The organism is Streptomyces sp. NPDC001219 (assembly GCF_053597915.1).
Genome location: NZ_JBSFJF010000002.1, coordinates 60,102 through 84,819, shown reverse-complemented (window position 1 = coordinate 84,819; position 24,718 = coordinate 60,102). Strand labels below are relative to the sequence as shown.

Annotated in this window: 21 protein-coding genes and 1 pseudogene; 9 read left to right on the top strand and 13 right to left on the bottom strand. The window is 73.4% G+C overall.

Annotated features, from left to right (window positions below; all coding sequences use genetic code 11):
• The first annotated feature begins 8 nt into the window (after nucleotides 1-8).
• The 3 genes and pseudogenes from ACWC9R_RS01865 to ACWC9R_RS01855 all read left to right on the top strand — a co-directional run bounded on the left by ACWC9R_RS01865 (nucleotide 9) and on the right by ACWC9R_RS01855 (nucleotide 4,545).
• The gene (locus ACWC9R_RS01865) at nucleotides 9-1,625 is read left to right on the top strand and encodes a sugar ABC transporter ATP-binding protein (protein WP_450728034.1); all 1,617 of its coding nucleotides are present in this window, start codon (nucleotides 9-11) and stop codon (nucleotides 1,623-1,625) included.
• A 28-nt stretch (nucleotides 1,626-1,653) separates the two neighbouring features.
• Nucleotides 1,654-3,554: pseudogene (locus ACWC9R_RS01860) on the top strand (ABC transporter permease/substrate-binding protein).
• A 67-nt stretch (nucleotides 3,555-3,621) separates the two neighbouring features.
• On the top strand, nucleotides 3,622-4,545 hold the full coding sequence (locus ACWC9R_RS01855; protein WP_450728032.1) for a ribokinase: 924 nt from the start codon (nucleotides 3,622-3,624) through the stop codon (nucleotides 4,543-4,545).
• A gap of 66 nt (nucleotides 4,546-4,611) precedes the next feature.
• On the opposite strand, the gene ACWC9R_RS01850 is transcribed toward ACWC9R_RS01855, so the two are convergent.
• From ACWC9R_RS01850 to ACWC9R_RS01840, 3 genes are all read right to left on the bottom strand, one after another.
• Nucleotides 4,612-6,006: a nitrilase-related carbon-nitrogen hydrolase gene (locus ACWC9R_RS01850; protein ID WP_450728030.1), complete on the bottom strand. Its 1,395-nt coding sequence runs from the start codon at nucleotides 6,004-6,006 to the stop codon at nucleotides 4,612-4,614.
• A gap of 101 nt (nucleotides 6,007-6,107) precedes the next feature.
• Nucleotides 6,108-7,400: a pyroglutamyl peptidase gene (locus ACWC9R_RS01845; RefSeq protein WP_450728028.1), complete on the bottom strand. Its 1,293-nt coding sequence runs from the start codon at nucleotides 7,398-7,400 to the stop codon at nucleotides 6,108-6,110.
• A 94-nt stretch (nucleotides 7,401-7,494) separates the two neighbouring features.
• On the bottom strand, nucleotides 7,495-8,214 hold the full coding sequence (locus ACWC9R_RS01840) for a TetR/AcrR family transcriptional regulator (protein ID WP_450728026.1): 720 nt from the start codon (nucleotides 8,212-8,214) through the stop codon (nucleotides 7,495-7,497).
• Between the two features lie 141 nt (nucleotides 8,215-8,355).
• On the opposite strand from ACWC9R_RS01840, the gene ACWC9R_RS01835 reads away from it, so the two are divergent.
• Nucleotides 8,356-10,881 (top strand): beta-glucosidase, encoded by a 2,526-nt coding sequence (locus ACWC9R_RS01835; RefSeq protein WP_450728024.1) that lies wholly within the window; start codon nucleotides 8,356-8,358, stop codon nucleotides 10,879-10,881.
• A 59-nt stretch (nucleotides 10,882-10,940) separates the two neighbouring features.
• Here the strand turns inward: ACWC9R_RS01835 and ACWC9R_RS01830 are convergent, their stop codons facing one another.
• The 3 genes from ACWC9R_RS01830 to ACWC9R_RS01820 all read right to left on the bottom strand — a co-directional run bounded on the left by ACWC9R_RS01830 (nucleotide 10,941) and on the right by ACWC9R_RS01820 (nucleotide 13,779).
• Nucleotides 10,941-11,639, bottom strand: a complete 699-nt coding sequence (locus tag ACWC9R_RS01830; protein WP_450728022.1) for a DUF4097 family beta strand repeat-containing protein — start codon at nucleotides 11,637-11,639, stop codon at nucleotides 10,941-10,943.
• Nucleotides 11,640-11,766: 127 nt separating this feature from the next.
• Nucleotides 11,767-12,813: an aldose epimerase family protein gene (locus ACWC9R_RS01825; protein WP_450728020.1), complete on the bottom strand. Its 1,047-nt coding sequence runs from the start codon at nucleotides 12,811-12,813 to the stop codon at nucleotides 11,767-11,769.
• A gap of 51 nt (nucleotides 12,814-12,864) precedes the next feature.
• On the bottom strand, nucleotides 12,865-13,779 hold the full coding sequence (locus ACWC9R_RS01820) for an SGNH/GDSL hydrolase family protein (RefSeq protein WP_450728018.1): 915 nt from the start codon (nucleotides 13,777-13,779) through the stop codon (nucleotides 12,865-12,867).
• Nucleotides 13,780-14,101: 322 nt separating this feature from the next.
• On the opposite strand from ACWC9R_RS01820, the gene ACWC9R_RS01815 reads away from it, so the two are divergent.
• On the top strand, nucleotides 14,102-14,596 hold the full coding sequence (locus ACWC9R_RS01815; RefSeq protein WP_393359658.1) for a DUF3145 domain-containing protein: 495 nt from the start codon (nucleotides 14,102-14,104) through the stop codon (nucleotides 14,594-14,596).
• Nucleotides 14,597-14,696: 100 nt separating this feature from the next.
• Nucleotides 14,697-15,029: an NAD(P)-binding domain-containing protein gene (locus ACWC9R_RS01810; RefSeq protein ID WP_450728015.1), complete on the top strand. Its 333-nt coding sequence runs from the start codon at nucleotides 14,697-14,699 to the stop codon at nucleotides 15,027-15,029.
• Nucleotides 15,030-15,093: 64 nt separating this feature from the next.
• On the opposite strand, the gene fabF is transcribed toward ACWC9R_RS01810, so the two are convergent.
• From fabF to ACWC9R_RS01785, 5 genes are all read right to left on the bottom strand, one after another.
• Nucleotides 15,094-16,359, bottom strand: coding sequence for a beta-ketoacyl-ACP synthase II (gene fabF / locus ACWC9R_RS01805; RefSeq protein ID WP_362608490.1), 1,266 nt, complete (start codon nucleotides 16,357-16,359; stop codon nucleotides 15,094-15,096).
• Nucleotides 16,360-16,435: 76 nt separating this feature from the next.
• Nucleotides 16,436-16,684 carry an acyl carrier protein gene (locus tag ACWC9R_RS01800; protein WP_006605825.1) on the bottom strand — a complete coding sequence of 83 codons (249 nt, stop codon included), beginning with the start codon at nucleotides 16,682-16,684 and terminating at the stop codon, nucleotides 16,436-16,438.
• 104 nt (nucleotides 16,685-16,788) lie between these two features.
• Entirely contained in the window at nucleotides 16,789-17,835 is a 1,047-nt protein-coding gene (locus ACWC9R_RS01795) for a ketoacyl-ACP synthase III (RefSeq protein WP_362608488.1), read from the bottom strand.
• Between the two features lie 13 nt (nucleotides 17,836-17,848).
• A complete protein-coding gene (locus ACWC9R_RS01790) occupies nucleotides 17,849-18,790 on the bottom strand; it encodes an ACP S-malonyltransferase (protein WP_450728012.1) in 942 nt (313 codons plus the stop codon).
• A gap of 89 nt (nucleotides 18,791-18,879) precedes the next feature.
• Nucleotides 18,880-20,064 (bottom strand): PucR family transcriptional regulator, encoded by a 1,185-nt coding sequence (locus ACWC9R_RS01785; protein ID WP_450728010.1) that lies wholly within the window; start codon nucleotides 20,062-20,064, stop codon nucleotides 18,880-18,882.
• A 57-nt stretch (nucleotides 20,065-20,121) separates the two neighbouring features.
• Here ACWC9R_RS01785 and ACWC9R_RS01780 point away from each other — a divergent pair, with 57 nt between their 5' ends.
• Nucleotides 20,122-20,793, top strand: coding sequence for a pirin family protein (locus ACWC9R_RS01780; RefSeq protein WP_450728008.1), 672 nt, complete (start codon nucleotides 20,122-20,124; stop codon nucleotides 20,791-20,793).
• A gap of 58 nt (nucleotides 20,794-20,851) precedes the next feature.
• On the opposite strand, the gene ACWC9R_RS01775 is transcribed toward ACWC9R_RS01780, so the two are convergent.
• Complete coding sequence (locus tag ACWC9R_RS01775; RefSeq protein ID WP_450728006.1) at nucleotides 20,852-21,673, bottom strand: serine hydrolase domain-containing protein; 822 nt, start codon at nucleotides 21,671-21,673, stop codon at nucleotides 20,852-20,854.
• A gap of 201 nt (nucleotides 21,674-21,874) precedes the next feature.
• Here ACWC9R_RS01775 and ACWC9R_RS01770 point away from each other — a divergent pair, with 201 nt between their 5' ends.
• Both ACWC9R_RS01770 and ACWC9R_RS01765 read left to right on the top strand, forming a co-directional pair.
• Nucleotides 21,875-22,363 (top strand): MerR family transcriptional regulator, encoded by a 489-nt coding sequence (locus ACWC9R_RS01770; protein ID WP_450728004.1) that lies wholly within the window; start codon nucleotides 21,875-21,877, stop codon nucleotides 22,361-22,363.
• A 7-nt stretch (nucleotides 22,364-22,370) separates the two neighbouring features.
• Entirely contained in the window at nucleotides 22,371-23,396 is a 1,026-nt protein-coding gene (locus ACWC9R_RS01765) for an aldo/keto reductase (protein WP_450728002.1), read from the top strand.
• Nucleotides 23,397-23,431: 35 nt separating this feature from the next.
• Here ACWC9R_RS01765 and ACWC9R_RS01760 read toward each other — a convergent pair whose 3' ends face one another.
• Complete coding sequence (locus tag ACWC9R_RS01760) at nucleotides 23,432-24,676, bottom strand: acyltransferase family protein (RefSeq protein ID WP_450728000.1); 1,245 nt, start codon at nucleotides 24,674-24,676, stop codon at nucleotides 23,432-23,434.
• Between the last annotated feature and the right edge of the window lie 42 nt (nucleotides 24,677-24,718).

The following is a 24,718-nucleotide window of genomic DNA, read 5'->3' as shown; positions in this document are numbered from 1 at the left end:
GGCAGCGCATGACCGGCGTCAACGACGACGTACCGGGCGGCCGCGAACTGCTGCGCGTGGAGGGGGTGACGAAGTCGTTCCCGGGTGTCCGCGCGCTCGACGGCGTGGACCTCACCCTGCGCACCGGTGAGGTGCATGTCCTGCTCGGCGAGAACGGTGCGGGCAAGAGCACCCTCATCAAGATGCTCTCCGGCGCCCACCGCCCCGACGCGGGCCGCCTCCTCGTGGACGGCGACGAGGCCACCATCCGCTCGGCACAGGACGCCGAACGGCTCGGCATCGCCACCATCTACCAGGAGTTCAACCTCGTCCCCGGGATGACCGTCGCCGAGAACCTCTTCCTGGGCCGGCAGCCGCGCACCCGGCTCGGGCTGGTCGACCGGAAGGCGATGCGGACCCGGGCCGCCGGCCTGCTGCGGCGGGTACGGCTCGACGTGTCCCCCGACACCCCGGTCTCCGAACTCGGCATCGCCCGCCTCCAGATGGTCGAGATCGCCAAGGCGCTCAGCCTGGACGCCCGGGTCCTGATCATGGACGAGCCGACCGCGGTGCTGACGTCCGAGGAGGTCGAGACCCTCTTCGAGATCGTCCGCGAACTGCGCGACAGCGGCGTCGGCATCATCTTCATCACCCACCACCTGGAGGAGATCGGCGCACTCGGCGACCGGGTCACCGTCCTGCGGGACGGCCGCTCCGTCGCCCAGGTGCCGGCCTCGACGGACGAGGACGAGCTGATCCGCCTCATGGTGGGCCGGGACATCGCCGAGCAGTACCCGAGGCAGCGCCCCGAGGCGCCGGGCGCGCCCCTGCTGCGCGTCCGCGGGCTGAGCCGCGACGGCGCCGCTGCCGGGCCGGTCTTCGAGGGCATCGACTTCGAGGTGCGGGCCGGTGAGGTCGTGGGCCTCGCCGGACTGGTCGGCGCGGGCCGCACGGAGGTGGTCCGGGCGATCTTCGGCGTCGACCGCTATGACGCCGGGACCGTCGAGATCGACGGCAGGGAGCTGGCCCGCGGCGACGTCCGGGCCGCGATGCGCGCCGGGCTCGGCCTCGTACCGGAGGACCGCAAGGGCCAGGGCCTGGTGCTGGACGCCTCGCTCCAGGACAACCTCACCCTCGCCCGGCTCGACCGCGACAGCCGCGGCGGGCTGGTGGACCGGGGCGCGCAGCGGCGCGAGGCGGCCGCGGTGGCCGCACAGCTGAAGGTCCGGATGAGCGGCCTGGGCCAGAGCGCCCGCACCCTCTCCGGCGGCAACCAGCAGAAGATCGTCATCGGCAAGTGGCTGCTGACGGACACCCGGCTGCTGATCCTCGACGAGCCGACGCGCGGTATCGACGTCGGCGCCAAGGTCGAGATCTACCAGCTGATCAACGAGCTGACGGCGTCCGGCCGCGCGGTCCTGATGATCTCCAGCGATCTGCCCGAGGTCCTCGGGATGAGCGACCGGGTGCTGGTGATGGCACAGGGCCGGCTGGCCGGTGAGCTGTCGGCCGAAGAGGCCACCCAGGACGCCGTGATGGAGCTGGCGCTCCAGACCCCCGGCTCCCCCAAGAGCCAGACCCCCGGCTCCCCCAAGAGCACCAGGCACCACGACGAGAGCGCGATGGAGGGCTCCGATGTCCACTGAGGTGAAGACAGGAGCCGCCGCAGAGGCGGTGGGACAGGCACCGGACCGGGACGGCTTCGGGCCGTGGTTCTCCCGGGCGGTCCTCAGGAACGGCCCGCTCGGCGGGCTGATCGCACTGGTCGTCGTGATGGCGGTGCTGTCCAGGGACTTCCTCAACGGGCAGAACCTCCTCAATGTCGGCGTCCAGGCGTCGGTCACCGCGATCCTCGCCTTCGGCGTCACCTTCGTGATCGTCTCGGCCGGTATCGACCTGTCCGTCGGCTCGGTCGCCGCGCTCTCCGCCACCGTCATGGCCTGGGCGGCCACCAACGAGGGCCTGCCCGTGTGGATGGCGGTCCTGCTCGGCCTGGCGGTCGGTGCGGCGGCCGGCCTGGTCTCCGGCGCGCTGGTCGCCTACGGCAAACTGCCCGCGTTCATCGCCACCCTGGCGATGCTGTCGGTCGGCCGCGGCCTGGCCCTGGTCATCTCCGGCGGCTCCCCGATCGCCCTGCCCGCCTCGGTCGGCGCGCTCGGTGACACCCTCGGCGGCTGGCTGCCGGTGCCGGTCTTGGTGATGATCGCGATGGGGCTGATCGCGGCGCTGGTCCTGGCCCGTACGCACGCCGGCCGGGCGATGTTCGCGATCGGCGGCAACGAGGAGGCGGCCCGGCTCTCCGGGATCGACGTCAGGCGCCGCAAGCTCGCGATCTACGCGCTGTCCGGTGTGTTCGCTGCGGTCGCCGGCATCGTCCTCGCCGCCCGGCTCACCTCCGCCCAGCCGCAGGCCGCCACCGGCTACGAGCTGGACGCCATCGCCGCCGTCGTCATCGGCGGGGCCAGCCTCTCCGGCGGCTCCGGCAAGGCCTCCGGCACCCTCATCGGCGCGCTGATCCTCGCCGTCCTGCGCAACGGCCTCAACCTGCTGAGCGTCTCGGCGTTCTGGCAGCAGGTCGCCACCGGACTGGTCATCGCGCTGGCGGTGCTCCTGGACACGCTGCGCCGCCGGAGCGCGCGATGAGCGCCCGGCGGACCACCCGGATCAGGGCCGCGCTGGCGGCCGGGCTGGCGGCGACCGCCGCCCTGGGCCTGGCCGGCTGCGACCGCGGCGGCGACACCGACCTGGGGCTGGCGCTGTCCACGATGAACAACCCGTTCTTCGTCGGCATCAAGGAAGGCGCCCAGGCCGAGGCGGACGCCCGCGGACTGCACCTCAACATCACCGACGCGCAGAACGACCCCACCCAGCAGATCAACCAGATGGAGACGTTCACCAGCCAGAACGTCAAGGCGGCCATCATCAACCCGGTCGACTCCGACGCCGCCGTCCCGGCCGTCGGCGTCGCCAACCGGGCGAAGGTGCCGGTGATCTCCATCGACCGCGGTGTCAACGGCGGCACGGTCGGCTCGACCATCGCCTCCGACAACGTCGCGGGCGGCCGGCTCGCCGCGAAGACGCTGGCCGACTCGCTCGGCGGCAAGGGCAAGGTGGCCTTCCTGGAGGGCCAGGCCGGCACCTCCGCCGCCCGCGAGCGCGGCAAGGGCTTCGAGGAGGGCATCAGGAAGTACCCCGGCATCGAGGTCGTCGCCCGCCAGCCCGCGGACTTCGACCGCACCAAGGGCATGGACGTGATGACCAACATGCTCCAGGCGCACCGCGACATCGGCGGGGTGTTCGCCGCCAACGACGAGATGGCGCTGGGCGCGTCCAAGGCGCTGGGCGGCCGCTCCGGGAAGGACGTCAAGGTGGTGGCGTTCGACGGCACCCCGGACGGCGTCAAGGCGGTCCGGGGCGGCACCCTGACCGCCACCGTCGCCCAGCAGCCGGAACTCCTCGGCAAACAGGCCGTGGACTGGGCGCTGAAGGCCTCCCGCGGTGAGAAGCTGCCGCAGTCGGTCAGGGTGCCGGTGGTACTGGTGACCGCGGAGAACGCCGCGAAGTTCGACGGCTGACGCGCGGCCCGGCACATCCGGCGGACCGCCGGACAACGACAGATGAGAAGAAGTGGGAGAGCGGTGCATGTATGACGTCCTGGTGGTCGGCTCGGCCAACGCGGATCTGACGGTACGGGTCGACCGGAGGCCCGGCGCGGGCGAGACGGTGCTGGGCACGGACCTGGTCGAGTCGGCCGGCGGCAAGGGCGCCAACCAGGCGGCCGCCGCGGCCCGGATCGGCGGGCGCACCGCGCTGCTGGCCCGGGTCGGCGGCGACGCCTACGGGCAGTTGCTGCTCGGCGCCCAGCGCGCGGCGGGCACCGATGTCTCCCCGGTCATCGTGGACGACACGGCCCGCACCGGCACCGCGATGATCATCGTCGACCCGGACGGGGACAACAGCATCGTGGTCTCGCCCGGCGCCAACGCCGCGCTCACCCCGCAGGACGTGGCCGCCGCGAAGGACACCATCGCCGCCTCCGCCGTGGTCTCCCTCCAGCTGGAGATCCCCATGGAGTCCGTACGGGCCGCCGCCGCTGCCGCCGAACAGGCCGGTGCCCGCGTCGTGTTCAACCCCTCCCCGGCCCCCGCCGCCGCGCTGGCCCCCGAACTCCTCGCGGTGGCCGACCCGCTGGTGGTCAACGAGCACGAGGCGCGGCAGCTCTCCGGGCTGACCGACGGCAGCCCCGACCGCTGGGCGCGGGCCCTGCGCGACCAGGGCGCCCGCTCCGTCGTGGTCACCCTCGGCGGCGACGGCGCGCTGGTCCTGGACGCCTCCGGAGCCGAGAACGTCCCGGGCGTACGCGTCACCGCCGTCGACACCACCGGCGCCGGCGACGCCTTCACCGGTGCCCTCGCCACCCGCCTGGCCCGCGGCGACGCGCTCCCCGAGGCGGCCCGCTTCGCCGTACGGGTCGGCGCCGCCGCCGTCACCAAGCCGGGCGCCCAGCCGTCCTACCCGACCCGGGCGGAGCTGGAGCTGCTGGCGCCGGAGCAGCCGCAGGGCTGAGGCCCCGGCACCGCCCGGCCGCACCGCGTCCTGCGCGGCGGCCGGGCGCGCCGACGGCCACCGGTGTCAGCGCCCGTCCCGCTCCTTCGGCCCGTACAGCGCGCGGTCCGCGCCGGTCGCCAGCGCCCAGTAGCGGTCGCCGTAGGACCAGTGCCACCACTCGGTGGGGTAGTTGACCAGACCGGCGGCGGTCAGCGCGGCGTTCAGCACCCGGCGGTGGGTGCGGGCGGCGGGCGTCAGGTCCGGCGCGCCCGTGTAGCAGGCCCCCTCGCTCTCCTCAGGACTGGCGTTGATCGGTGTCCCCATGTCGACATGTCCCCCGTCGGCGGTCACGAGGGTGAGGTCCACCGCGCCGCCGGCGCTGTGCGGTGCGATCCCGGGCGGCGACACATAGCGGCTGGCGGCCCGGTGCAGCCGCTCGGCGTCCCAGTCCGGGTGGGCGGCGCGCAGTTCGCCGGTGTACTCCTCGAAGTAGCGGCGCTGCAGCCCCGGCGGCCGGTAGCCCTCGACGAACTGCAGCCGCAGCCCGTCCGGGAGTGACTCCTGTGCCGCCAGCAGCCGTTGGAGCACGCCTTCCCGCAGAAAGGCGAAGTCGCCCGGCGCGTCCTGCCGGTCCGCGGCCACCAGCAGTCCGGGCGCCGCGGTCCGTACGTCCACCAGCGGCTCACCGCACTCCTTCACGGGGATCGCGGCCACCGCCGGGTCCGACATCAGCGTGATCCGGTCGCGGACGTCGGTGAGCACCAGTTCCGCCCGGTCCCCCGGCTCCGCCCCGGTCCACTCGGCGGCCGTCACCGCCCGCTCGCCCGACGGCAGCCAGGCGCCGCTGAGACCGCACCCCGCGGCGGAACCGCCGGTCCCCAGCCCGTTGGCGAGCACCAGGTGCAGCCCGTGGTCCCGGGCCGCCCGCGCGTACCGCGCCACCCGCTCCGGAGTGCCGTGGAAGGAGCTGGCGAGGTACACCCGGCAGCCGTCCGCCGCGGCGCGCGCCGGGACCTCGGGGAAGCTGTTGTCGAAGCAGGTGGCGAGCGCGAACCGGATGCCGCCCAGGGTGAAGCGGCCCTCGGCGGTGCCCGGCGCGAAGACCGCGTCCTCGCCCTCGAAGAGGTGGACCTTGTCGTAGCGGGTGAGCGGGGCGCCGTCCGGGCCGAAGACGAACGAGGAGATGGCCGGGCGGGAGTTGCCCCCGGTGGTGCGGCCCGGCGCGTTCACGACCGCGGCGACCCCGTGCGCCCGGCAGGCCTCCCGTACGGGCGCCAGCCGGGCGTCGTCCGCCGTGACGGCCAAGCCCACGGGATCGGCGGCTATCAGGGCCAGGTCGTAGTGCGTCAGCGTGAGTTCGGGGAAGACCACCAGCCCGGCGCCGCGTCCGGCGGCCTCGGCGAGAAGCCCGGCCATCCGGGCGGCGTTGGCCTCGATGTCGCCCGGCACCGGGAGGAATTGTGCGGCAGCAATGATCATCCGCCCATGATGCCGGGCGGCACGGGCGGACCCGGCGGAATTTCCCTCCCCGGCCCGCCCGTTGAACCGTCTGCGTCGTGAACCGCTGTCTCTTGGCCCTCCTACTTCCGGGCCGCCGCCTGAGCCGCCGCCTCCGACGCCGCCACCGTCACGACCGCCCGCACCTGCCCGGTGATCGCGATCCGGTTCCGTACGAAGGCGGGGTCGGTGACCTGGCCGTGCGCCGGGTCCGTGTTGCCGGGGCCGAACTCCAGGACCGGAGTGTGCAGATGCCCGCCCGGGATCGCCGGCCGCACCGCGTCCCGCAGCAGCGTCGCCCGGTAGGCGATCTCATTGGACAGATAGTCGCCGCCGCCCCCGGAACGCGCCGTGGAGCCCGGGGTCGGTCCGTCCGGCCGGTCGACCGGTGCGCCGCCGCCCGCCGGGATCTCGGTCACGGCGGTGTGGTCGACCACCGGATACGGCCCGGTGCCGGCCGCCACGATCCGCGCGTACGGCAGGCTGGTGGCCGTCCACTGCGGCTGCGGCCGTACGGTCGGCACCCCCGCGGGAATCGGCACGACCTCCGTACGGGACTCCCGGGCGTTGTCCGGATAGCCGCCCCGCCAGGCCCCGTTGGTCCGCTCGACGTCGAACCGTCCGGGCCGCCCCTGGCTGACCGTCGTGAACACGTCGGCCTGCCGTGGCCCGCCCCGGAAGTGCGGCAGCAGGGTGCGCTCCACCGTGCCCGCCGCGAAGTCGGCCCACCGTACGGGGAAGACCGCGGTCTCGATCCGGGCCGGCTTCCCGGAGGCGGTCCGCACCGTCGTCCCGTCCAGCGCGAGCGCCGCCGCCCCCGACGGATTGCTCCGCCGGGCGTCGTCGTCCAGCTGGAACGGGTCGAAGCCGGTCACCACGACCCGCAGCACCTCCTTCCCGGCGGGCAGCGCGAGCGAGTCCTGTCCGCGCGAGCCCCGCTCCAGCGACCCGAGCAGGGCGTCTCGCTCACTCTCGGTCAGCCCGAACTCGGGCCGCCACTGCCGTAGTTCCCTCGTCATCCCGAGCCGCGCCCAGTACAGCGGACGGTCGTCGTCCCGGCTCAGATCGCCCCCGGCGGGCCCGCGGCCCTGCGCCCGGTCCACGGCCCGCCGCCACAGCGCCCGCGCCTCGTCCGCGACATGGCGCCGGGCCTCCGGGTAGCTCGTCACCCGCGCCAGACCGCGCGCGAAGTCCCGCTCCCACACGTCGAATCCGCTGCGCCGCAGGATCTCCCGCGGCGCCGCCTGCGTCAGCCGCCCCTCCTCCACCGTGCTGTCCGCCCCGGGGGCCGCGGTGGCCGGGGCCGTCAGGGCCAGCGGGGCGACGGCCAGCAGCGCGACACCGAGCGCGCCCATCCTGGTACGTATGCGTGTCATGGGGCGAGTAAAGCGGGGCGCGCGCGGGGGCGGTAGAGGCGGTGTCGGGGACGCGCGGGGCCAACGGGCCCTTCCGGCCCACGGGTTCCGGGCGTCAGCGCTCGCCCGGCCTCTCATCCGGCCCCTCGCCGGTCTCCCCGCCCGGCTCCTCCCCGGGGCCGTCACCGGTCTCCCCGGCCCGCGCCTGGCCGCACCCGAGCAGCGCCAGGAAGTCCCGGAAGGCCGCCGGCATGTCCACCTCGTCCGGGTCCAGCAGCCACTGCAGCTGCAGCCCGTCCATCGCGGCGACCATCAGCGGCGCCGCCCGCTCCGGGGTCAGCCCGCCGGGCAGGTCCTCGCCGCACTCGGTCCGCAGCACCGTGGCCATCGCCGCGCGCACGGCCCGGAAGCGGGACTCGAAGAAGGGGCGGGCGGGGTGCTCCTCGGTGACGCTGTCGGCGGACAGCACCGTGTAGGTCCGGACGAGGCCGGGGCGGGTGGCGTTGTAGTCGACGAGCTGGGCGAGGGTGTCGGTGTGCCGGGCGCCGGCCGCCGCGGCGGCCGAGGCCAGATCCCAGCGGTCGCGGGTCTCCAGCACCCCCGCCAGCAGCAGCTCCTTGGAGGGGAAGTGGTGCAGCAGGCCCTGCTGGGTCAGCCCGGCGCGTTCGGCGACGGCGGCGAGCGAGGTACGGCGGTAGCCGCGCTCGGCGATCAGCTCCATGGCGGCCTCCAGGATCGCCGCACGCCGCTCCGCGCGCTGGGCCTCGCGCCCGCCGCCGGTCCGCCGTGCGCCCGGCCCGCCGCCGTGGTGTCCGTCCTGGTCTCGTGCAGTCACCGGCCGAGCGTAACCCTCCCGTGGAGATCCCGTACGACTGATGTAACGGAAAGGTAACGGCGCCTACCGGTTGGGAGGCAGGCCGACAAGAATCCGGACACGGGGGTTCGCACGTCCACCCAGGGAACACCGGAGAGCCGCATGACCGACCACCATCCCCACGGCCCCACCGCTGACGCCGCCCACCATCATGCCCCCGGCCGCACACAGGAGCACACCGCGGCCGTCGAGCGGGCCCTCGCCGCGCTCGACCTCGACACCAAGACCCGGCTGCTGTCCGGCCAGGACATGTGGACGCTGCCGGCCGTGCCCGCGATCGGCCTGCGGTCGCTGGTGATGTCGGACGGCCCGGTCGGGGTGCGCGGCCAGGAGTGGAACGCCGCGGACCCCTCGGTCGCGCTGCCCAGCCCCACGGCGCTGGCCGCCACCTGGGACCCCGATCTGGCCCGCCGGGCCGGTCAGCTCCTCGCCCAGGAGGCCCGCCGCAAGGGCGTGCACGTCCTGCTGGCGCCGACGGTCAATCTGCACCGCTCACCGCTCGGCGGCCGGCACTTCGAGTGCTATGCGGAGGACCCGCTGCTCACCGGCGAGATCGGGGCGGGATATGTCCGTGGGGTGCAGGAGGGCGGCGTCGGCGCGACCGTCAAGCACTTCGTGGGCAACGACGCGGAGACCGACCGGCTCACCGTCGACAACCGCATCGCCCCCCGCCCGCTGCGCGAGCTCTATCTCGCGCCCTTCGAGCACCTCGTGGAAAACGCCCGTCCCTGGGCCGTGATGACCGCCTACAACCAGGTCAACGGCGCGACGATGACCGAACACCGGGACCTCGTCCAGGGCGTCCTGCGCGGTGAGTGGGGCTTCGACGGCTGCAACGTCTCCGATTGGACGGCCGCCAGGAACACCGTGCGCGCCCTGCGCGGCGGCCTGGACGTGGCCATGCCGGGGCCCCGTACGGTCTACGGCGCGCCGCTCGCCGAGGCCGTCCGCCGGGGGGAGGTGGCCGAGTCGGAGGTGGACGACGCGGTGCGCCGGGTGCTGCTGCTCGCCGCCCGCACCGGGTGTCTGGACGGGGTGCCGGCCGCGGTCGGCCCGGACGAGGTCCCGCGGGGGATCGACGGCCGGGCGCTGGCCCGTGAGATCGCCCGGCGGGGGTGTGTCCTGCTGCGCAACGAGCCGGTGGACGGCGCGCGGCGGGCGCTGCCGCTCGACGCCGCCACGGTCCGCAGGGTCGCCGTCATCGGCGGGGCCGCGCGCGAGGCACGGGTGCTCGGCGGCGGGTCGGCGACCGTCTTCCCCGAGGCGGTCGTCTCCCCGCTGGAGGGGCTGCGCGCCGCGCTGCCCGACGACGTCGAGATCACCTTCGCGGCCGGCGCCGATCCGCGCTGCCGGGTCCCGCACGCCCGTGAGGGCTTCGCCCTGCGCGCCCGCTACCTGGCCGCGGACGGCCGGACGCTCGCCGAGACCGCGCAGCACGACGGCAGGGTGCAGGTGATGGGCCGCTTCCCCGAGGGCGTCACCCGGCAGAACCTGAGCGCCGTCGAACTGACCGGCAGCTTCACCCCGCGGCACACCGGCCGCCACACCCTCGCCGTCACCGGCACCGGTGAGCTGCGGCTGACCGTCGGCGGCGCGGTGCTCTTCGACGGACGGTGCGCACCGGCGGGCGGTGACCCCTTCGAGGCGTTCCTGAACCCCGCCGAACGACGGGTGACGGCGCAGCTCACGGCGGACGAGCCGGTCGAGGTCGGCCTGCGGTACGTCCCGGACGGGACGGACCGCGGCGAGGGGCCGGCCGCGCTGGCGTTCTCCCTCGGCCACCGGGCGCCGCGGGGCGACGCGGACGCGGAGCTCACCGAGGCGGTCCGCGCCGCGGCCGGCGCCGATGTGGCGCTCGTCGTCGTCGGCACCACCGAGGAGACCGAGTCCGAGGGCTTCGACCGGGACGAGCTGCGGCTGCCCGGCCGCCAGGACGAGCTGGTGCGCCGGGTCGCCGCCGCCAACCCGCACACCGTCGTGGTCGTCAACTCCGGCTCCCCGGTGGAGCTTCCGTGGCGCGAGGAGGTCGCGGCCGTGCTGCTGAGCTGGTTCCCCGGCCAGGAGGCCGGGGCGGCGCTGGCGGACGTGCTGCTCGGCACCCATGAGCCGGGCGGCCGGCTGCCCACCACCTGGCCCGCCCGCCTCGACGACGCCCCGGTCACCACCGTCACCCCGGACGACGGGCAACTCGACTACGCGGAGGGGGTGTTCGTCGGCTACCGCGGCTGGCAGCGGTCCGCTGCCGCCCCCGCCTACCCCTTCGGGCACGGCCTCGGCTACACCGACTGGGAGTACGAGTCGCTGGACACCACCCCGGACTCGGTGCGGGTGCGGGTCCGCAACGCGGGGGACCGGCCCGGACGCGAGGTCGTCCAGATCTATCTGGCGCCCACCGCGGACGCCGCCCCGGATGCTCCGGAGCGCCCGGAGCGCTGGCTGGCCGGCTTCTCCGTCGTCGAGGCCGGTCCCGGTGAGAGCGCCGAGGCCGAGATCCCGCTGCCGGACCGGGCGTTCGCCGTCTGGGACGCGGAGGGCGACGGCTGGCACCGGGTCAAGGGCGTCTACCTCGTCGAGGCGGCGCACAGCGTCGACGACCGCAGGCTGACCGCGGAGGTCACCGTCGGCTGACCGGGCCATGGGCGGGGGCGCTCCTCCCCAGGGACGCCCCCGCCGGTCCCGCCGTCGCTTCATGAGGGCACCACCGTCACATCACCGCCGCTCGTGTGTGCCGTGACCTTGTGCGCGGAGTTCTCGTCCGTCGCGACGGAGACCTTGCGGTTGCCGCCGCTCGTGGTGGCCTCCACGGCGTAGGTGCCCTTCGGCAGACGGATGGTGACATTGCCTCCGCTGGTGCGGCCCGACACCTCGTCCGGGGCCGTGGACAGCGCGAGATCCACGTTGCCGCCGCTGGTCCTCGCCTTCATCGCGCGGGCCGTGGAGTCCTTGACGGTGATGTCGCCGCCGCTGGTCTCCGCGGCGATGCCGCCCGTGGCGCCGCGGACGGTGATGTCCCCGCCGCTGGTCCGCAGGTCGACCCGGGCATCGCGCGGCAGCAGCACCCGGTAGGCCACCTCGCACCGGCGCCCCATGCCGCACTCCTCGGCCGTGAGCTTCAGCGTGCCGTTCTCGACGCGGTGTTCGGGGCTCGGCTTGCTGTCGTTGTAGACGTACTTCTCCGTCACCCTGACCGGGCCGCCCGCGCCGACCGGGACGACCTCTATGTTCCCTCCGTGCGTCGTCGCCGACAGTGCGGCGATCCTGCCGTCCACGGTGTACGTGCGCTCCGCCTTCTTCACCGGGCCGTGGTCCGCCAGCGAACAGCCGGCCGCGATGACGGCCAACGCCGCACAGGACAGTACGAGATGAGGGGTACGCAGGCGGGCCATGGTGAGAGGTCTCCCGGACAGGCAACGGACGGAAACGGAACGGACCGGACAACCGATCACCGACATCGTTCCGCGCCGCCCCGCCCCACGGCGTCGCCGCACAGGATGACCTCACACGGCCGTGCCCTTAGGGGGCTCCCGCACTCCCCGCCCGCACCGAGAAGCGGTACACGGTCTCCGACCGGTAGGTCTCTCCGGGCCGCAGCACCGTGCTGGGGAAGTCCGGCCGGTTCGGCGAGTCCGGGAAGTGCTGGGTTTCCAGGGCCAGTCCGGCCGCCGGCCCGTAGGGGACGCCGGAGGCGCCGGTCAGGGTGCCGTCGAGATGGCCGGCGGTGTAGAGCTGCAGTCCGGGCTCGGTGGTGGCCAGTTCCAGGGCGCGGCCGGAAACGGGGTCGTGCAACTCCGCGACCGTGCGCAGCGCGTGGCACACCCCGCCGTCCAGCGCGAAGTTGTGGTCGTAGGCCCCGTCCACCGCGCGCGCCGCCCGGAAGTCGAAGCGGGTACCGGCGACCTCGGCCGGCGCGCCGGGCAGCGGAATGCCGCTGTCGTCGCAGGGCGTGTACCGGGACGCCGCCAGCCGCAGCCGGTGGCCGGCGGCACTACCGCTGCCGTCCCCGCCCAGGTTGAGGTACGTGTGGTTGGTGAGGTTGACGACGGTCGGTGCGTCGGTCCGCGCACGGGAGACGATCCGCAGCGCGCCATCGCGGGAGAGGGCGTACGCCACCCGCACGTCCAGCGCGCCCGGGAAGCCCTCCTCCCCGTCCGGGCTGACCCGGCGCAGCTGCACCCCGCCGTCGACCGGCCGGGCGTCCCACACCACCCGGGAGAAGTTCCGCGCCCCGCCGTGCAGGCTGTTGCGCCCGTCGTTGGGCGTCAGCGGCCAGGTCCGGCCGTCGAGCCGGAACGCGGCCCCGGCGATCCGGTTCGCATACCGCCCGACCAGCGCCCCGAAGTGCGACCCGCCGTGCGCGACATACGAGCCGAGGTCCGCGAACCCCAGCGCCAGCTGCGCCCGCTCCCCGTCCCGGTCCGGTGCCTCCACCGTCTGGATGATGCCGCCGTAGGTCAGGACACGGACCCGCACCCCGCCCGGCCCCGAATCCAGGGTCCAGCGGTCGACCCGCGTTCCGTCGTCCAGTGCGCCGAAGGCTTCCCTGCTGACCTGCGTCGTCATGGCAGCGACCCTATGCCCGCCGGCCGCCGGGACGGAGCCCGGGGAGCGCGGTCAACCGCCGCGGCCGGGCCGGGTGATGGTGCGGAACGCCAGCTCCGCCAGCTGCTTCTGGCCGCCGGTGCCCGGGTGGAACCAGTCCCAGGTGCTCAACTGCCGCCCCGTGAAGCGGTAGTCGAAGACCGACCTGTCGAACCGGCACAGCGGGTCCTTGCCGCACACCTCCGCCAGCGCCGAGTTGTAGTCCCGCACCCGGTCCTGGACCTGCTCCCGCCGGTCCTGTGCCGCCTGCGTCAGATCGTCCGGATCGCGCAGCATGGACCCGCAGATCCCCAGCTTCCACACCTGCTTGCCGAGCGGGTTCTTGCGCCCCTCCGACCACAGCCGCAGCAGATCCGGCACCGCCGCGACATACACCTGGGTGTGCGGCAGCGCGCGCCGCAGGTACTTCATGGAGCGCGCGAAGTCGGCGTGGAAGGCGTCCGTCGGCGTCATCGAGCGCACCTCGCGCCGGCAGGCGTCGTTGGCGCCGATCAGCACCGTGACCAGCTCCGGCTTCCGGTCGGCGGCCGCGGTGACCTGGTCCGGCAGATCGGTCATCAGCGCACCGGCGCGCGCGAGGTTCCAGCTCTGCCTGGCGGGGTTCTTGACGAGCCGTCGGGCCAGGCTGTCGACCTTGGGGCTGGTGCCCGTGGACCAGGAGACCTGCGGGCAGTCGGAGAGGACCGTACAGGCGTCGAAGCCGACGGTGATGGAGTCGCCGAGGGCCGCGATCGAGCGGGGGTGGGTGCGCCAGACGGGTGCCTTCGCGGCCTTCCGCTTGCCCGCCGCGCCGGACTGCGGAGCGGAGCCGCCACCACTACAGGCGGTGAGGGCGATCACCAGTGCGGAACCGAGGGCGACGGTACGTGAGGAACGGCGGCCGAAGCGGCTCCGCCACGGGCGAAAGGGCCGATCGATCCGCGTCATCCCCTGTCCCCTCCGGCGTGCGAGTGATATCTCTTCGGGTACCGACGGTACGTCACCCCCTCGACCGGCACCGCGCGATAGCTTTGCCCCGTGCTTGCCGGGCGGTGACCCGAAGTGGCGAGTGCAGTCGGCACAGACAAATTGCATCACGTCATTTCCTGTCCCATTTGCGGCAAATTCCGCCCAATGGTGTTTACTGTAGGTCACCAGCATGCTGGTGCCGAAGCGATCACCGGGGCAGAATGACAACTGTCCCGGCCGCAACCGGAACGGGCACGAGGCCGCTGGGGAAGGCGAACCTCGAACCGCACTGGAGGTCCCGGTGACGACACGTGGAGTTCTGTACGTCCACTCCGCTCCGCGCGCGCTGTGCCCGCACGTCGAATGGGCCGTGGCGGGCGTCCTCGGCGTGCGCGTCAACCTCGACTGGATTCGCCAGCCGGCGGCCCCCGGCACGTGGAGAGCCGAGTTCTCCTGGCAGGGCGAGGCCGGCACGGCGTCCAAGCTGGCCTCCGCGCTGCGCGGCTGGCACCTGCTGCGCTTCGAGGTGACCGCGGAACCCTGCTCCACCGCCGAGGGCGAGCGCTACAGCTCCACCCCCGAACTGGGGATCTTCCACGCCGTCACCGGCATCCACGGCGACATCCTCATCCCCGAGGACCGGCTGCGCGCCGCGGTCGTCCGCGCGGCCGGCGGCGAGACCGAACTCGCCGCCGAGGTCGCCAAGCTCCTCGGCAAACCCTGGGACGACGAACTGGAACCCTTCCGGTACGCGGGCGAGGGCGCCCCCGTCCGCTGGCTCCACCAGGTCGTCTAGGGCCCGCCGTTCGGACCGGACCCGGCGCGCCCCGACACGCGGGCGGCGCTCGCCTTCGCGCCCGCTCCAGGGACTGCGCGACAGCCCTTAGCGTGCCGTCATGGCCGACAACACGTCTTCCGACACTCTCTCCGTAGCGGTGCTCGGCACCGGAATCATGGGCGCCGTCGGGGCCGAGGGGCCGGCCGCGCTCGCCCGCTTCGCCGACGCGCACCGCCTGCGCTTCGTGGACGCCCCCGTACTGGGCACCAAGGCGCCTGCGGAGAAGGGCGAGTTGACGGTGCTCAGCACCGAGGCCGCCCGGGAGGCCGGCGTACGGATGGATCTGGTGGCCGCCGGCGCGGAACGCCTCCGCCGGGCCGAGGAGCAGGGGCACGGCCAAGAGGACGCCGTGGCGGCGTACTTCGCGAGCTTCGGCGGCGCAGACGGCTGACACGCCCGAGGGCCCGCCCGGTGGGTGTCCACCGGGCGGGCCCTCAGGGTGTGCCGAACGTGCCTCAGACCGTACGGAAGGCCAGGACCACGTTGTGGCCGCCGAAGCCGAACGAGTCGTTCAGGGCCGCGATCCGGCCCTCGGCCGGCAGCTGCCGGGGCTCGCCGCGGACGATGTCGGCGTCGGCCTCCGGGTCGAGCTGGTCGATGTTGATCGTCGGCGGGGCGACGCGGTTCTTGAGCGCGAGGACCGTGGCCACCGTCTCGACACCGCCCGCGCCACCCAGGAGGTGACCGGTCATCGACTTCGTGCTGGTGATGGCCATGTGGTCGACGTCGTCACCGAACGCCTTGCGCAGCGCCCGGAGCTCACCGACGTCACCGGCCGGCGTCGAGGTCGCGTGCGCGTTCACGTGCACGATCTCGGCGGGCTGGAGGTCGGTGTTGTCGAGGAGGTTCTGCAGCGCGGCCGCGATGCCGTTGCCGGACGGCTCGGGCTGCGTGATGTGGTGCGCGTCGGCCGAGATGCCCTGGCCGACGGCCTCCGCGTAGATCTTGGCGCCGCGGGCCCTGGCGTGCTCCTCGGATTCCAGGACGATCACGCCCGCGCCCTCGCCGAGCACGAAGCCGTTGCGGTCGACGTCCCAGGGGCGCGAGGCGCCCTGCGGGTCGTCGTTGTTCTTGGACATCGCCATCATGTTGCCGAACGCGACGATCGGCAGCGGGTGGATGGCGGCCTCCGTGCCTCCCGCGACGACGACGTCGGCGCGGCCGGAGCGGATCATCTCGATCGCGTAGCCGATGGCCTCCGCGCCCGACGCACAGGCCGAGACCGGCGTGTGCACACCGGCGCGGGCGTTGAACTCGATACCGACGTTCGCGGACGGCGAGTTCGGCATCAGCATCGGCACGGTGTGCGGGGAGACGCGGCGGACGCCCTTCTCCTTGAGCACGTCGTACTGGTCGAGCAGGGTCGTCACGCCGCCGATGCCGGAGGCGATGACGGCGCCCAGGCGGTCGGGGTTGACCGCGGTGTCCTCGCCCGCCTTGGCGGTGAAGCCCGCGTCCTTCCAGGCCTCCTGGGCCGCGACGAGCGCGAACTGCGCCGAGCGGTCCAGCTTGCGGGCCTGCGGGCGCGGAATGATCTCGGAGGGCTCGACGGCGATCTGACCGGCGATACGGACCGGCAGATCGGTGGCCCACTCCTGTTCGAGGGTGCTGATGCCGGAGCGTCCGGCCAGCAGGCCCTCCCAGGTCGAAGCGGTGTCGCCACCCAGCGGTGTGGTTGCGCCGATACCGGTGACGACCACGGTGCGATTGGTCGCGTTCACGGGAATTCTTACTCCACGGGTAGAGGGGTCTGAATCGACGGCGCCACCGCGGGGTGGCGACTGCGCAGAAGCTGGATCAGCTCTGGTGCTTGAGGATGTAGTCGGTCGCGTCGCCGACCGTCTTGAGGTTCTTGACGTCGTCGTCCGGGATCTTCACGTCGAAGCGCTCTTCGGCGGCGACGACGACCTCGACCATGGACAGCGAGTCGACGTCCAGGTCGTCGGTGAAGGACTTGTCCACCTGGACGTCCTCGGTGGGAATCCCGGCGATCTCGTTCACAATCTCGGCGAGACCGGCGACGATCTCTTCCTGAGTGGCGGCCATGATGGCGCTCCTTCGGTCATTTTATGGGGAAACTGCGTTACTTGCGGTGAAGATCCTTGCGACGGCCGAGACGTCCGGAGACGTACGGTGCTGCGCAGATCTGCCTAGGGGAGGGTAACGACCGTAGCGGCGTACACGAGACCCGCCCCGAAGCCGATGACCAGCGCGGTGTCGCCGCTCTTGGCCTGTCCGGTCGCCAACAGCCGCTCCATGGCGAGCGGGATGGAGGCGGCCGAGGTGTTGCCGGTGGTCTCCACGTCGCGGGCGACCGTCACGCTCTCCGGCAGCTTCAGAGTCTTCACCATCGAGTCGATGATCCGCATGTTGGCCTGGTGCGGAATGAAGACGTCCAGGTCGTCCGGGCTGATGCCGGCCGCGTCCAGCGCCTGCTGGGCGACCTTCGCCATCTCGAACACCGCCCACCGGAAGACCGCCTGGCCCTCCTGGGTGATGGCGGGGTAGCGGATCTCCTCCGGAGCCGGACGGCCCTCGGGGGCGTCCCCTCCGGGCACCGGGGTGGGGCGGTAGACGTCCCAGCCGAGGGTCTGCTTGATGGTCTCGGACTTGTCGCCCTCCGACCCCCAGACTGTCGGGCCGATGGCGGGCTCGTCGGCCGGACCGACGATCACCGCGCCGGCCCCGTCACCGAAGAGGAAGGCCGTCGCACGGTCCTCCAGATCGGTCAGGTCCGAGAGCCGCTCCACACCGAGGACCAGCACGTACTCCGCCGAGCCCTCGGTCACCAGACCCTTGGCCAGGGTCAGGCCGTAGCCGAAGCCCGCACAGCCCGCCGAGATGTCGAACGCGGCCGGCTTGCCGGCGCCGATCCGGTGCGCGATCTCCGTCGCGACCGCCGGGGTCTGCTTGAAGTGCGAGACGGTGGAGACGATCACGGCGCCGATCTGCTCGGGCGTGATCCCCGCGTCGGCGATGGCCTTGCCGGACGCCTCGACCGACATGGTCGCCACGGTCTCCTCGGGGCCCGCCCAGTGGCGGGTCGCGATACCGGACCGCGAACGAATCCACTCGTCGGACGAGTCGATGTGCTTGAGGATCTCCTCGTTCGGCACGACACGGGTCGGGCGGTAGCCGCCGACGCCCATGATCCGCGCGTACGGGGCGCCCTTCGAGGGCTTGATCTTCGAGGTCATGCGCTGCGGACTCCTATTCGGCCGGTGCGGATTGCTCGGCGATCAGCGTGCGGGCCGCGTCGAGGTCATCGGGCGTCTTGAGGGCGAGGGTCCGCACGCCGGGCAGTGCGCGCTTGGCCAGGCCGGTGAGCGTGCCGCCGGGGGCCGCCTCGATGAGGGTGGTGACCCCCAGCTCCTTGAAGGTCTCCATGCACAGGTCCCAGCGCACGGGGTTGGCCACCTGGCCCACCAGCCGCTGCACCAGCTCCTGGCCGGAGGAGACCAGCGCGCCGTCCTTGTTGGAGACGTAACGGGTGTGCGGATCGGCGACCGGCAGCTGGGCGGTCGCGGATTCCAGGGCGGAGACGGCGGGAGCCATGTGGTGAGTATGGAACGCGCCGGCCACCTTCAGCGGTACGACCCGGCGAGTGCCCTCCGGCTTGTTCTCGACCAGCGCGGCGATCTGCTCGGCGGTGCCCGCGGCGACGATCTGGCCGGCGCCGTTCACGTTCGCCGGAGTCAGGCCCAGCTGCTCCAGGTGCGGGATGACGACGGCCTCGTCGCCGCCCAGCAGCGCGGCCATACCGGTCTCGGTGACGGCGGCGGCCTCGGCCATCGCCAGACCGCGGCGGCGCACCAGCACCATCGCGTCCTCGTCGGACAGCGTGCCGGCCAGCGCGGCGGCGGCCAGCTCACCGACGCTGTGGCCGGCCACCGCGCCGGCCTGTGCGGCGACGGCGTCGGCCTGCGGGAACAGCTGCCGGGCGGAGAGCAGGGCGGAGGCCACCAGCAGCGGCTGCGCCACCGAGGTGTCGCGGATCTCCTCCTCGTCCGCCTTGGTGCCGTAGTGGACCAGGTCCAGGTCGATGGCGTCCGACCAGGCACGGAGCCGGTCCTCGACACCGGGAAGGTCGAGCCAGGGAGTCAGGAAGCCGGGCGTCTGAGCGCCTTGGCCGGGAGCGACGAGTACGAGCACCCTCACACTCTCTCTTGTGGGTGGTTCCGCCCGCCCGTGGGGACAGGGACGAAGAACCATCGGGGGAATTGTTGGTGTCCGACAAAAGTCTAGGGTTGTGCCTCACCGTCAGCCAGGCGCCCCAGGATCAACGCGATACGGAGGGTGAACGCCGAGCGCACATCGGAGGGTGACCAGCCGGTGACGTCGGTCACACGTCGAAGCCGATAGCGCACGGTGTTGGGGTGCACGAAGAGCATCCTGGCGGCCCCCTCCAGACTGCTCGCCTGCTCCAGATAGACGCTCAGTGTCTCCAGCAGCGCCGACCCGGCCTCCTCCAGCGGTCTGTAGATCTCCTCCACCAGCTGCTCGCGCGCGACCGGGTCCGAGGCCATCGCGCGCTCCGGCAGCAGATCGTCCGCGAGCACCGGCCGCGGGGCGTCCGGCCAGGCGGCACAGGCCCGTAGCCCGGCGGCCGCGGCCTGCGCCGAGCGGGTCGCGGCCAGCAGGTCGGCGACCACCGGACCGGCCACCACGGGACCGGCGGCATACGGGCCGATCAGCGCCTTCGCGGTCTTCAGCGGATTGTCCGAGCCGCCCGCGATCACCACCAGGCGGGAGCCCAGCACACCGGTCAGCACCTGGAGCTTGGCGTGCCGGGCGGCGCGCCGGATGGCCTCCACGGTCAGTTCGCTGTCCCCGTCCGGCGCGGTGCCCAGCACCACGCACACATGCTCGGGGGAGTTCCAGCCCAGCGCCGCCGCACGGGAGACCGCGCCCTCGTCGGCCTCGCCCGACAGCACCGCGTTGACCACCAGCGACTCCAGCCGGGCGTCCCAGGCGCCGCGGGCCTCGGCGGCCTGGGCGTAGACCTGGGCGGTGGCGAAGGCGATCTCCCGGGCGTAGACCAGCAGCGCCTCGCGCAGCACGGACTCGTCGCCCGGCGCCGCGACCTCGTCGATCGCGGACTCCATGACCTCGATGGTGGTGCGCACCATCTCCACGGTCTGCCGCAGGGTGATCGCCCGGGTCAGTTCGCGCGGCGCCGTGCCGAAGACATCGGTACTGATCGCCTGCGGGGTCTCCGGATGCCGGAACCACTCGGTGAAAGCGGCGATACCGGCCTGTGCCACCAGGCCGATCCAGGAGCGGTTCTCCGGGGGCATCGCGCGGTACCACGGCAGCGTGGCGTCCATGCGGGCGATGGCCGCGGCCGCCAGTTTGCCGGAGGAGTTCTCCAGGCGCCGGAGGGTGGCGGAGTGCGGGTGCGCGTCGCGCGATGCGGGTTCAGACACGGGACAAGCCTGCACTATCGGGGCGGGGAGGTGCGGGGGCGGGGCTACGGTGGGCCCATGATTCAGGTGCGCAGAGGCCATGAACGGTATCCGGGCGGGGACGCGGAGGCCGGGATCGAGTCGCTGCACGCGTTCTCCTTCGGGCCTCATTTCGACCCGGACAATCTGCGCTTCGGCCCGCTGATCGCCTGCAACGAGGAGCGGCTGGCGGCGGGCTCCGGATTCGACGAGCACCCGCACCGCGACACGGAGATCGTGACCTGGGTGGTCGAGGGGGAGCTGACCCACCGCGACTCGGCCGGCCACGAGACCACCGTCCGCCCGGGGGATCTCCAGCGGCTCAGCGCGGCGGGCGGCGTCCGGCACGTGGAGCGCAACGACGGCGACCGGCCGCTGTGCTTCGTCCAGATGTGGCTGACGCCGCAGGACGCCGGCGGGGAGCCGTCGTACGAGGTGGTGCGCGGGATCGCCGACGGCACCCCGTACGCGGTGCCGCGGGCCGGTGCCCTGCTGCACGTGCGCCGCCTCGCCGACGGCGAACGGACCGCGGTCCCGGATGCCGCGCGGGCGTATGTGCAGGTGGTGCGCGGTGCCGTACGGCTCGGCGACGAGCGGCTGGAGGCCGGTGACGCGGCGCGGATCACCGACGCGGCGGGGCTGGAGCTGCGGGGGCTGGCGGCGGCGGAGTGCCTGGTGTGGGAGATGGGGCCGGAACCGGCGTACGGGTGAGCCGGTGCGGGGCGGGCGGCCGGTCCGGCCTGGAGCCGTCCGGCGCGGCCCCGCCGGGTCAGGCCGTCTGTGCCAGCTCGGCCAGCACCGCGTCGGTCAGCGGCGGCCAGGCCTCGACCGCCCACGGCCCGAAGGCCCGGTCGGCGAGCGCCACACAGGCCGCGCGGGCGTCCGGGTCCACCCACAGGAACGTCCCGGACTGTCCGAAGTGCCCGAAGGTGCGGGGCGAGGACGCGGCGCCTGTCCAGTGCGGGGACTTGCCGTCACGGATCTCGAAGCCCAGCCCCCAGTCGTTGGGCTTCTGGTGCCCGTAGCCCGGCAGCACACCGGTCAGACCGGGGAAGACGACCTGGGTCGCCGCCGCCAGGGTCTCCGGCGCGAGCAGCCGTGGCGCCTGCAGCTCGGCCGCGAAACGGACCAGGTCGGCGACCGTGGAGACCCCGTCCTTGGCGGGCGAACCGGGCAGCTCCGTCGCGGTCATCCCGAGCGGCGCGAGCACCGCCTCGTGCAGGTACTGCGCGAAGGGGATGTCGGTGGCCTTGGCTATGTGGTCGCCCAGCGCCTCGAAACCGGCGTTGGAGTAGATCCGGCGGGTGCCCGGCGCGGCCATCGGGCGCGGCTCGTCGAAGGCCAGCCCCGAGGTGTGGGCGAGGAGATGACGCACCGTGGACCCCTCGGGCCCGGCCGGCTCGTCCAGCTCGACGGCACCCTCCTCGACGGCCAGCAGCGCGGCGTACGCGGCCAGCGGCTTGGTCACGGACGCCAGCGGAAAGCGCTGCTCCAGGGGGCCGTAGGCGCCGGCCACCGATCCGTCGGCGCGCACGACGGCGGCCGCAGCGGTCGGTACCGGCCAGTTCTCGATCATCCGCAGGCTCTGCATGCCCACGAGCTTAGGGCCTGCCCCCAAGCGCCCGGCCGGGGCCCCGATCCCCCGGTCCGGCCCCGGCGCCCCAAAATCCGGTCAAGTCTTCCCTTGATCGGCGCTTGCCTGGAGTGCACTCGAACTCTCTAGCGTTGAAGCCGTCGAGAGGCATCCGGCGACACCGCCGGCAGACGTCCGGCGCGACAGGGGAGACGGGGCATGACGGTGATGCAGAGCGGACCGGCGGTGAGCGGCGCGACCGCGACCAGGGAGCTGCCGGCGGCGGTGCACGAATGCCGCGCCGCGCCCCCGCATCCACGGCCGGCGGGCCGCGACCGGTACACGATCAGCGAGGTCGCGGAGCACACCGGCCTCAGCGCCCACACCCTGCGCTGGTACGAGCGCATCGGCCTGATGCCGCACGTGGACCGCACCCACACCGGGCAGCGGCGCTTCACCAACCGCGATCTGGACTGGCTGGGCCTGGTGACCAAGCTGCGGCTGACCGGTATGCCGGTCGCGGACATGGTCCGCTACGCCGAGCTGGTGCGGGCCGGGGAGTGCACCTTCGCCGAGCGGGAGCAGCTGCTGACCGCACACCGCGAGGACGTCCGGCAGCGGATAGCCGAGCTGCGGAGCACGCTGGACGTACTCGACTACAAGATCGACATCTATGCCGACGCCCGGCGGGCGTCCGAGAGGTTCTGAGGTCTCCATGGGTAGCGAGAAGATCGAGACGGTCGAGCTGGGCACCGGCGGACCGCGTGTCGGGGTGCAGGGTCTGGGCTGTATGGGCATGAGCTTCGCCTACGGCCCGACGGACGCCGACGAGGCGCTGGCCACGCTGGAGCGGGCCAGGGAACTGGGTGTGACGCTCTTCGACACCGCCGACATGTACGGCATGGGGGAGAACGAGAAGTTCATCGGCCCCTTCGTCCGGGCCCACCGCGACGAGGTCGTGCTGGCCACCAAGTTCGCGATCTCGCCCGACCCGGACCACCCGGACGACCCGTACAAGCGCGTCATCCGCAACGACCGGCCGTACATCCGCCAGGCCGTCGAGAGCAGCCTGAAGCGCCTGGGCGTCGACGAGATCGACCTGTACTACATGCACCGGCGCGATGTGAACGTCCCCGTCGAGGAGTCGGTCGGCGCCATGGCCGAACTCGTCGCCGAGGGCAAGGTCAAGCACCTGGGGCTGAGCGAGGTGACCGGCAGCGAACTGCGCGCGGCGCAGGCCGTGCACCCGATCGCGGCGGTGCAGTCCGAGTGGTCGCTGTTCAGCCGGGACATCGAGGACGGGGTGGTGCAGACCGCGGCCGAGCTGGGTGTCGGCCTCGTGCCGTACTCCCCGCTCGGCCGGGGCTTCCTGACCGGTGCGTTCGTGAGCGCCGACAAGGAGCTGGCGGCGGACGACTTCCGGCGGACGCAGCCCCGCTTCACCGGCGACAACGCGGCCGCCAACGCCGCGCTGCTGGAGCCGGTCCGCGCGATCGCCGACGCCCATGGCGCCACGCCCGGCCAGATCGCGCTGGCCTGGCTGCACCATCAGGCCACGGCGCGCGGCCTGGCCGTCGTCCCGATCCCCGGCACCCGCAAGCGCAGCCGGATCGAGGAGAACACCGGGGCGACCCGCATCCGGCTGACCGAGCAGGACCTGGCCCGGCTGGAGCCGATCGCCGGGCAGGTCGCGGGGGAGCGGTACGCGGACATGACGCTCACCTCGGCCGGACGGGAGTAGTGCCGTTGGGGCAGGGCCGGGAGGCCCTGCCCCAACTAGGCCAGCCCCAGCGCGAAGGCCCCGAACCCGGCGGCCAGGAGTGCCGTGGCGATGCGGCGGAGGCGGGTGGCGCCGGTCCAGGGGGCCTCGAAGCGGTGGGTGGTGCGGCCGATGAGGAGCAGCGCGACGGCGAAGACCGGCAGCCAGGCGAGCCGGAGCGGCAGCCAGCCGAGGGCGTCCGGGGCCGTCGTCAGCCCGGGGACCTGCCCCAGGAAGGACGCCGGTACGGCCAGCGAGAGCATCGCCGTCTGGTGCCAGCACAGGACGGTCAGCGCGGAGAGGTTGACGAGCGCCACCGGCGCCCACAGGGCGGGCCGGCGCAGCAGCCGGGCGAGCCGGTCACGGAGCAGCACCGCGGCGCCGGACTGGGCGGCGGCCAGCGCCAGGACCAGCAGCGACGGCGGGTGGGAGTTCGTCCGGTCCTGCCCGGGAACGCCGACCATGCTCGCCGGGTAGTGGAAGCACAGCAGCAGCGCGGCGAACACCGCGGCGCCGCCCAGCAGCAGCGACCAGGCGGCCCGTCGGCCGAGCCGCCGCTCGCCCCAGGAGACGCCGAGCTGATAGGCGAACATCCAGCCGGGCAGCAGGTTGAGCAGGCTCAGCCACGGCGGAACGGCGTCGGCGTACGGCCCGTAGCGCAGGAAGTCCACCACGGCCACCGACACCGCCAGAGGGGCCGCGGCCCAGACGCCCAGCCACCCGGCGGCGCGACGGCAGAACGGCGTCAGCGCGGTGATCACCGCGTAGACGCCGACGAACCACAGCGGCTGGATCACCAGCGTCGCCCCGGTCCGCAGCGTCGCCTCGGGCACGCCCAGTCCGTACAGGAGGGGCAGCAGCAGTGCCCATACGGCCGTCACCCCCAGCACCGGACGGCCCAGCCGCACCAGCCGGCCGCGCAGCCAGGTCCCGGTGGACTCGCCCCGTGCGGTGGCACGCCGCAGGGACAGCACCGACGCGTGCCCGCCGACCAGGAAGAAGATGCCGAGCAGTTGCAGGACCCAGCTGGCCGGGGCGAGTTGGCCGACGGAGGTCAGCAGACTGGCGTTGTGCAGCGCGCCCACGGCGTCGAGGGTGAAGCCGCCCACCAGCCAGTGGCCGGTGGGGACGGCGAGCAGCGCCAGCGCCCGCAGACCGTCGAGCGCGCGGTCGCGGTCCGGGGGCGTGCGCGCCGCCACGGCCGCCAGGGCGGCGCCGGTGCGCGTGCGTCTGCCGCGGGCGTTGGTGCACAGCCTGGACATGGTGGGGTCTCCCTCTCCCGTGGATGCGCCGGAGGGAAACCT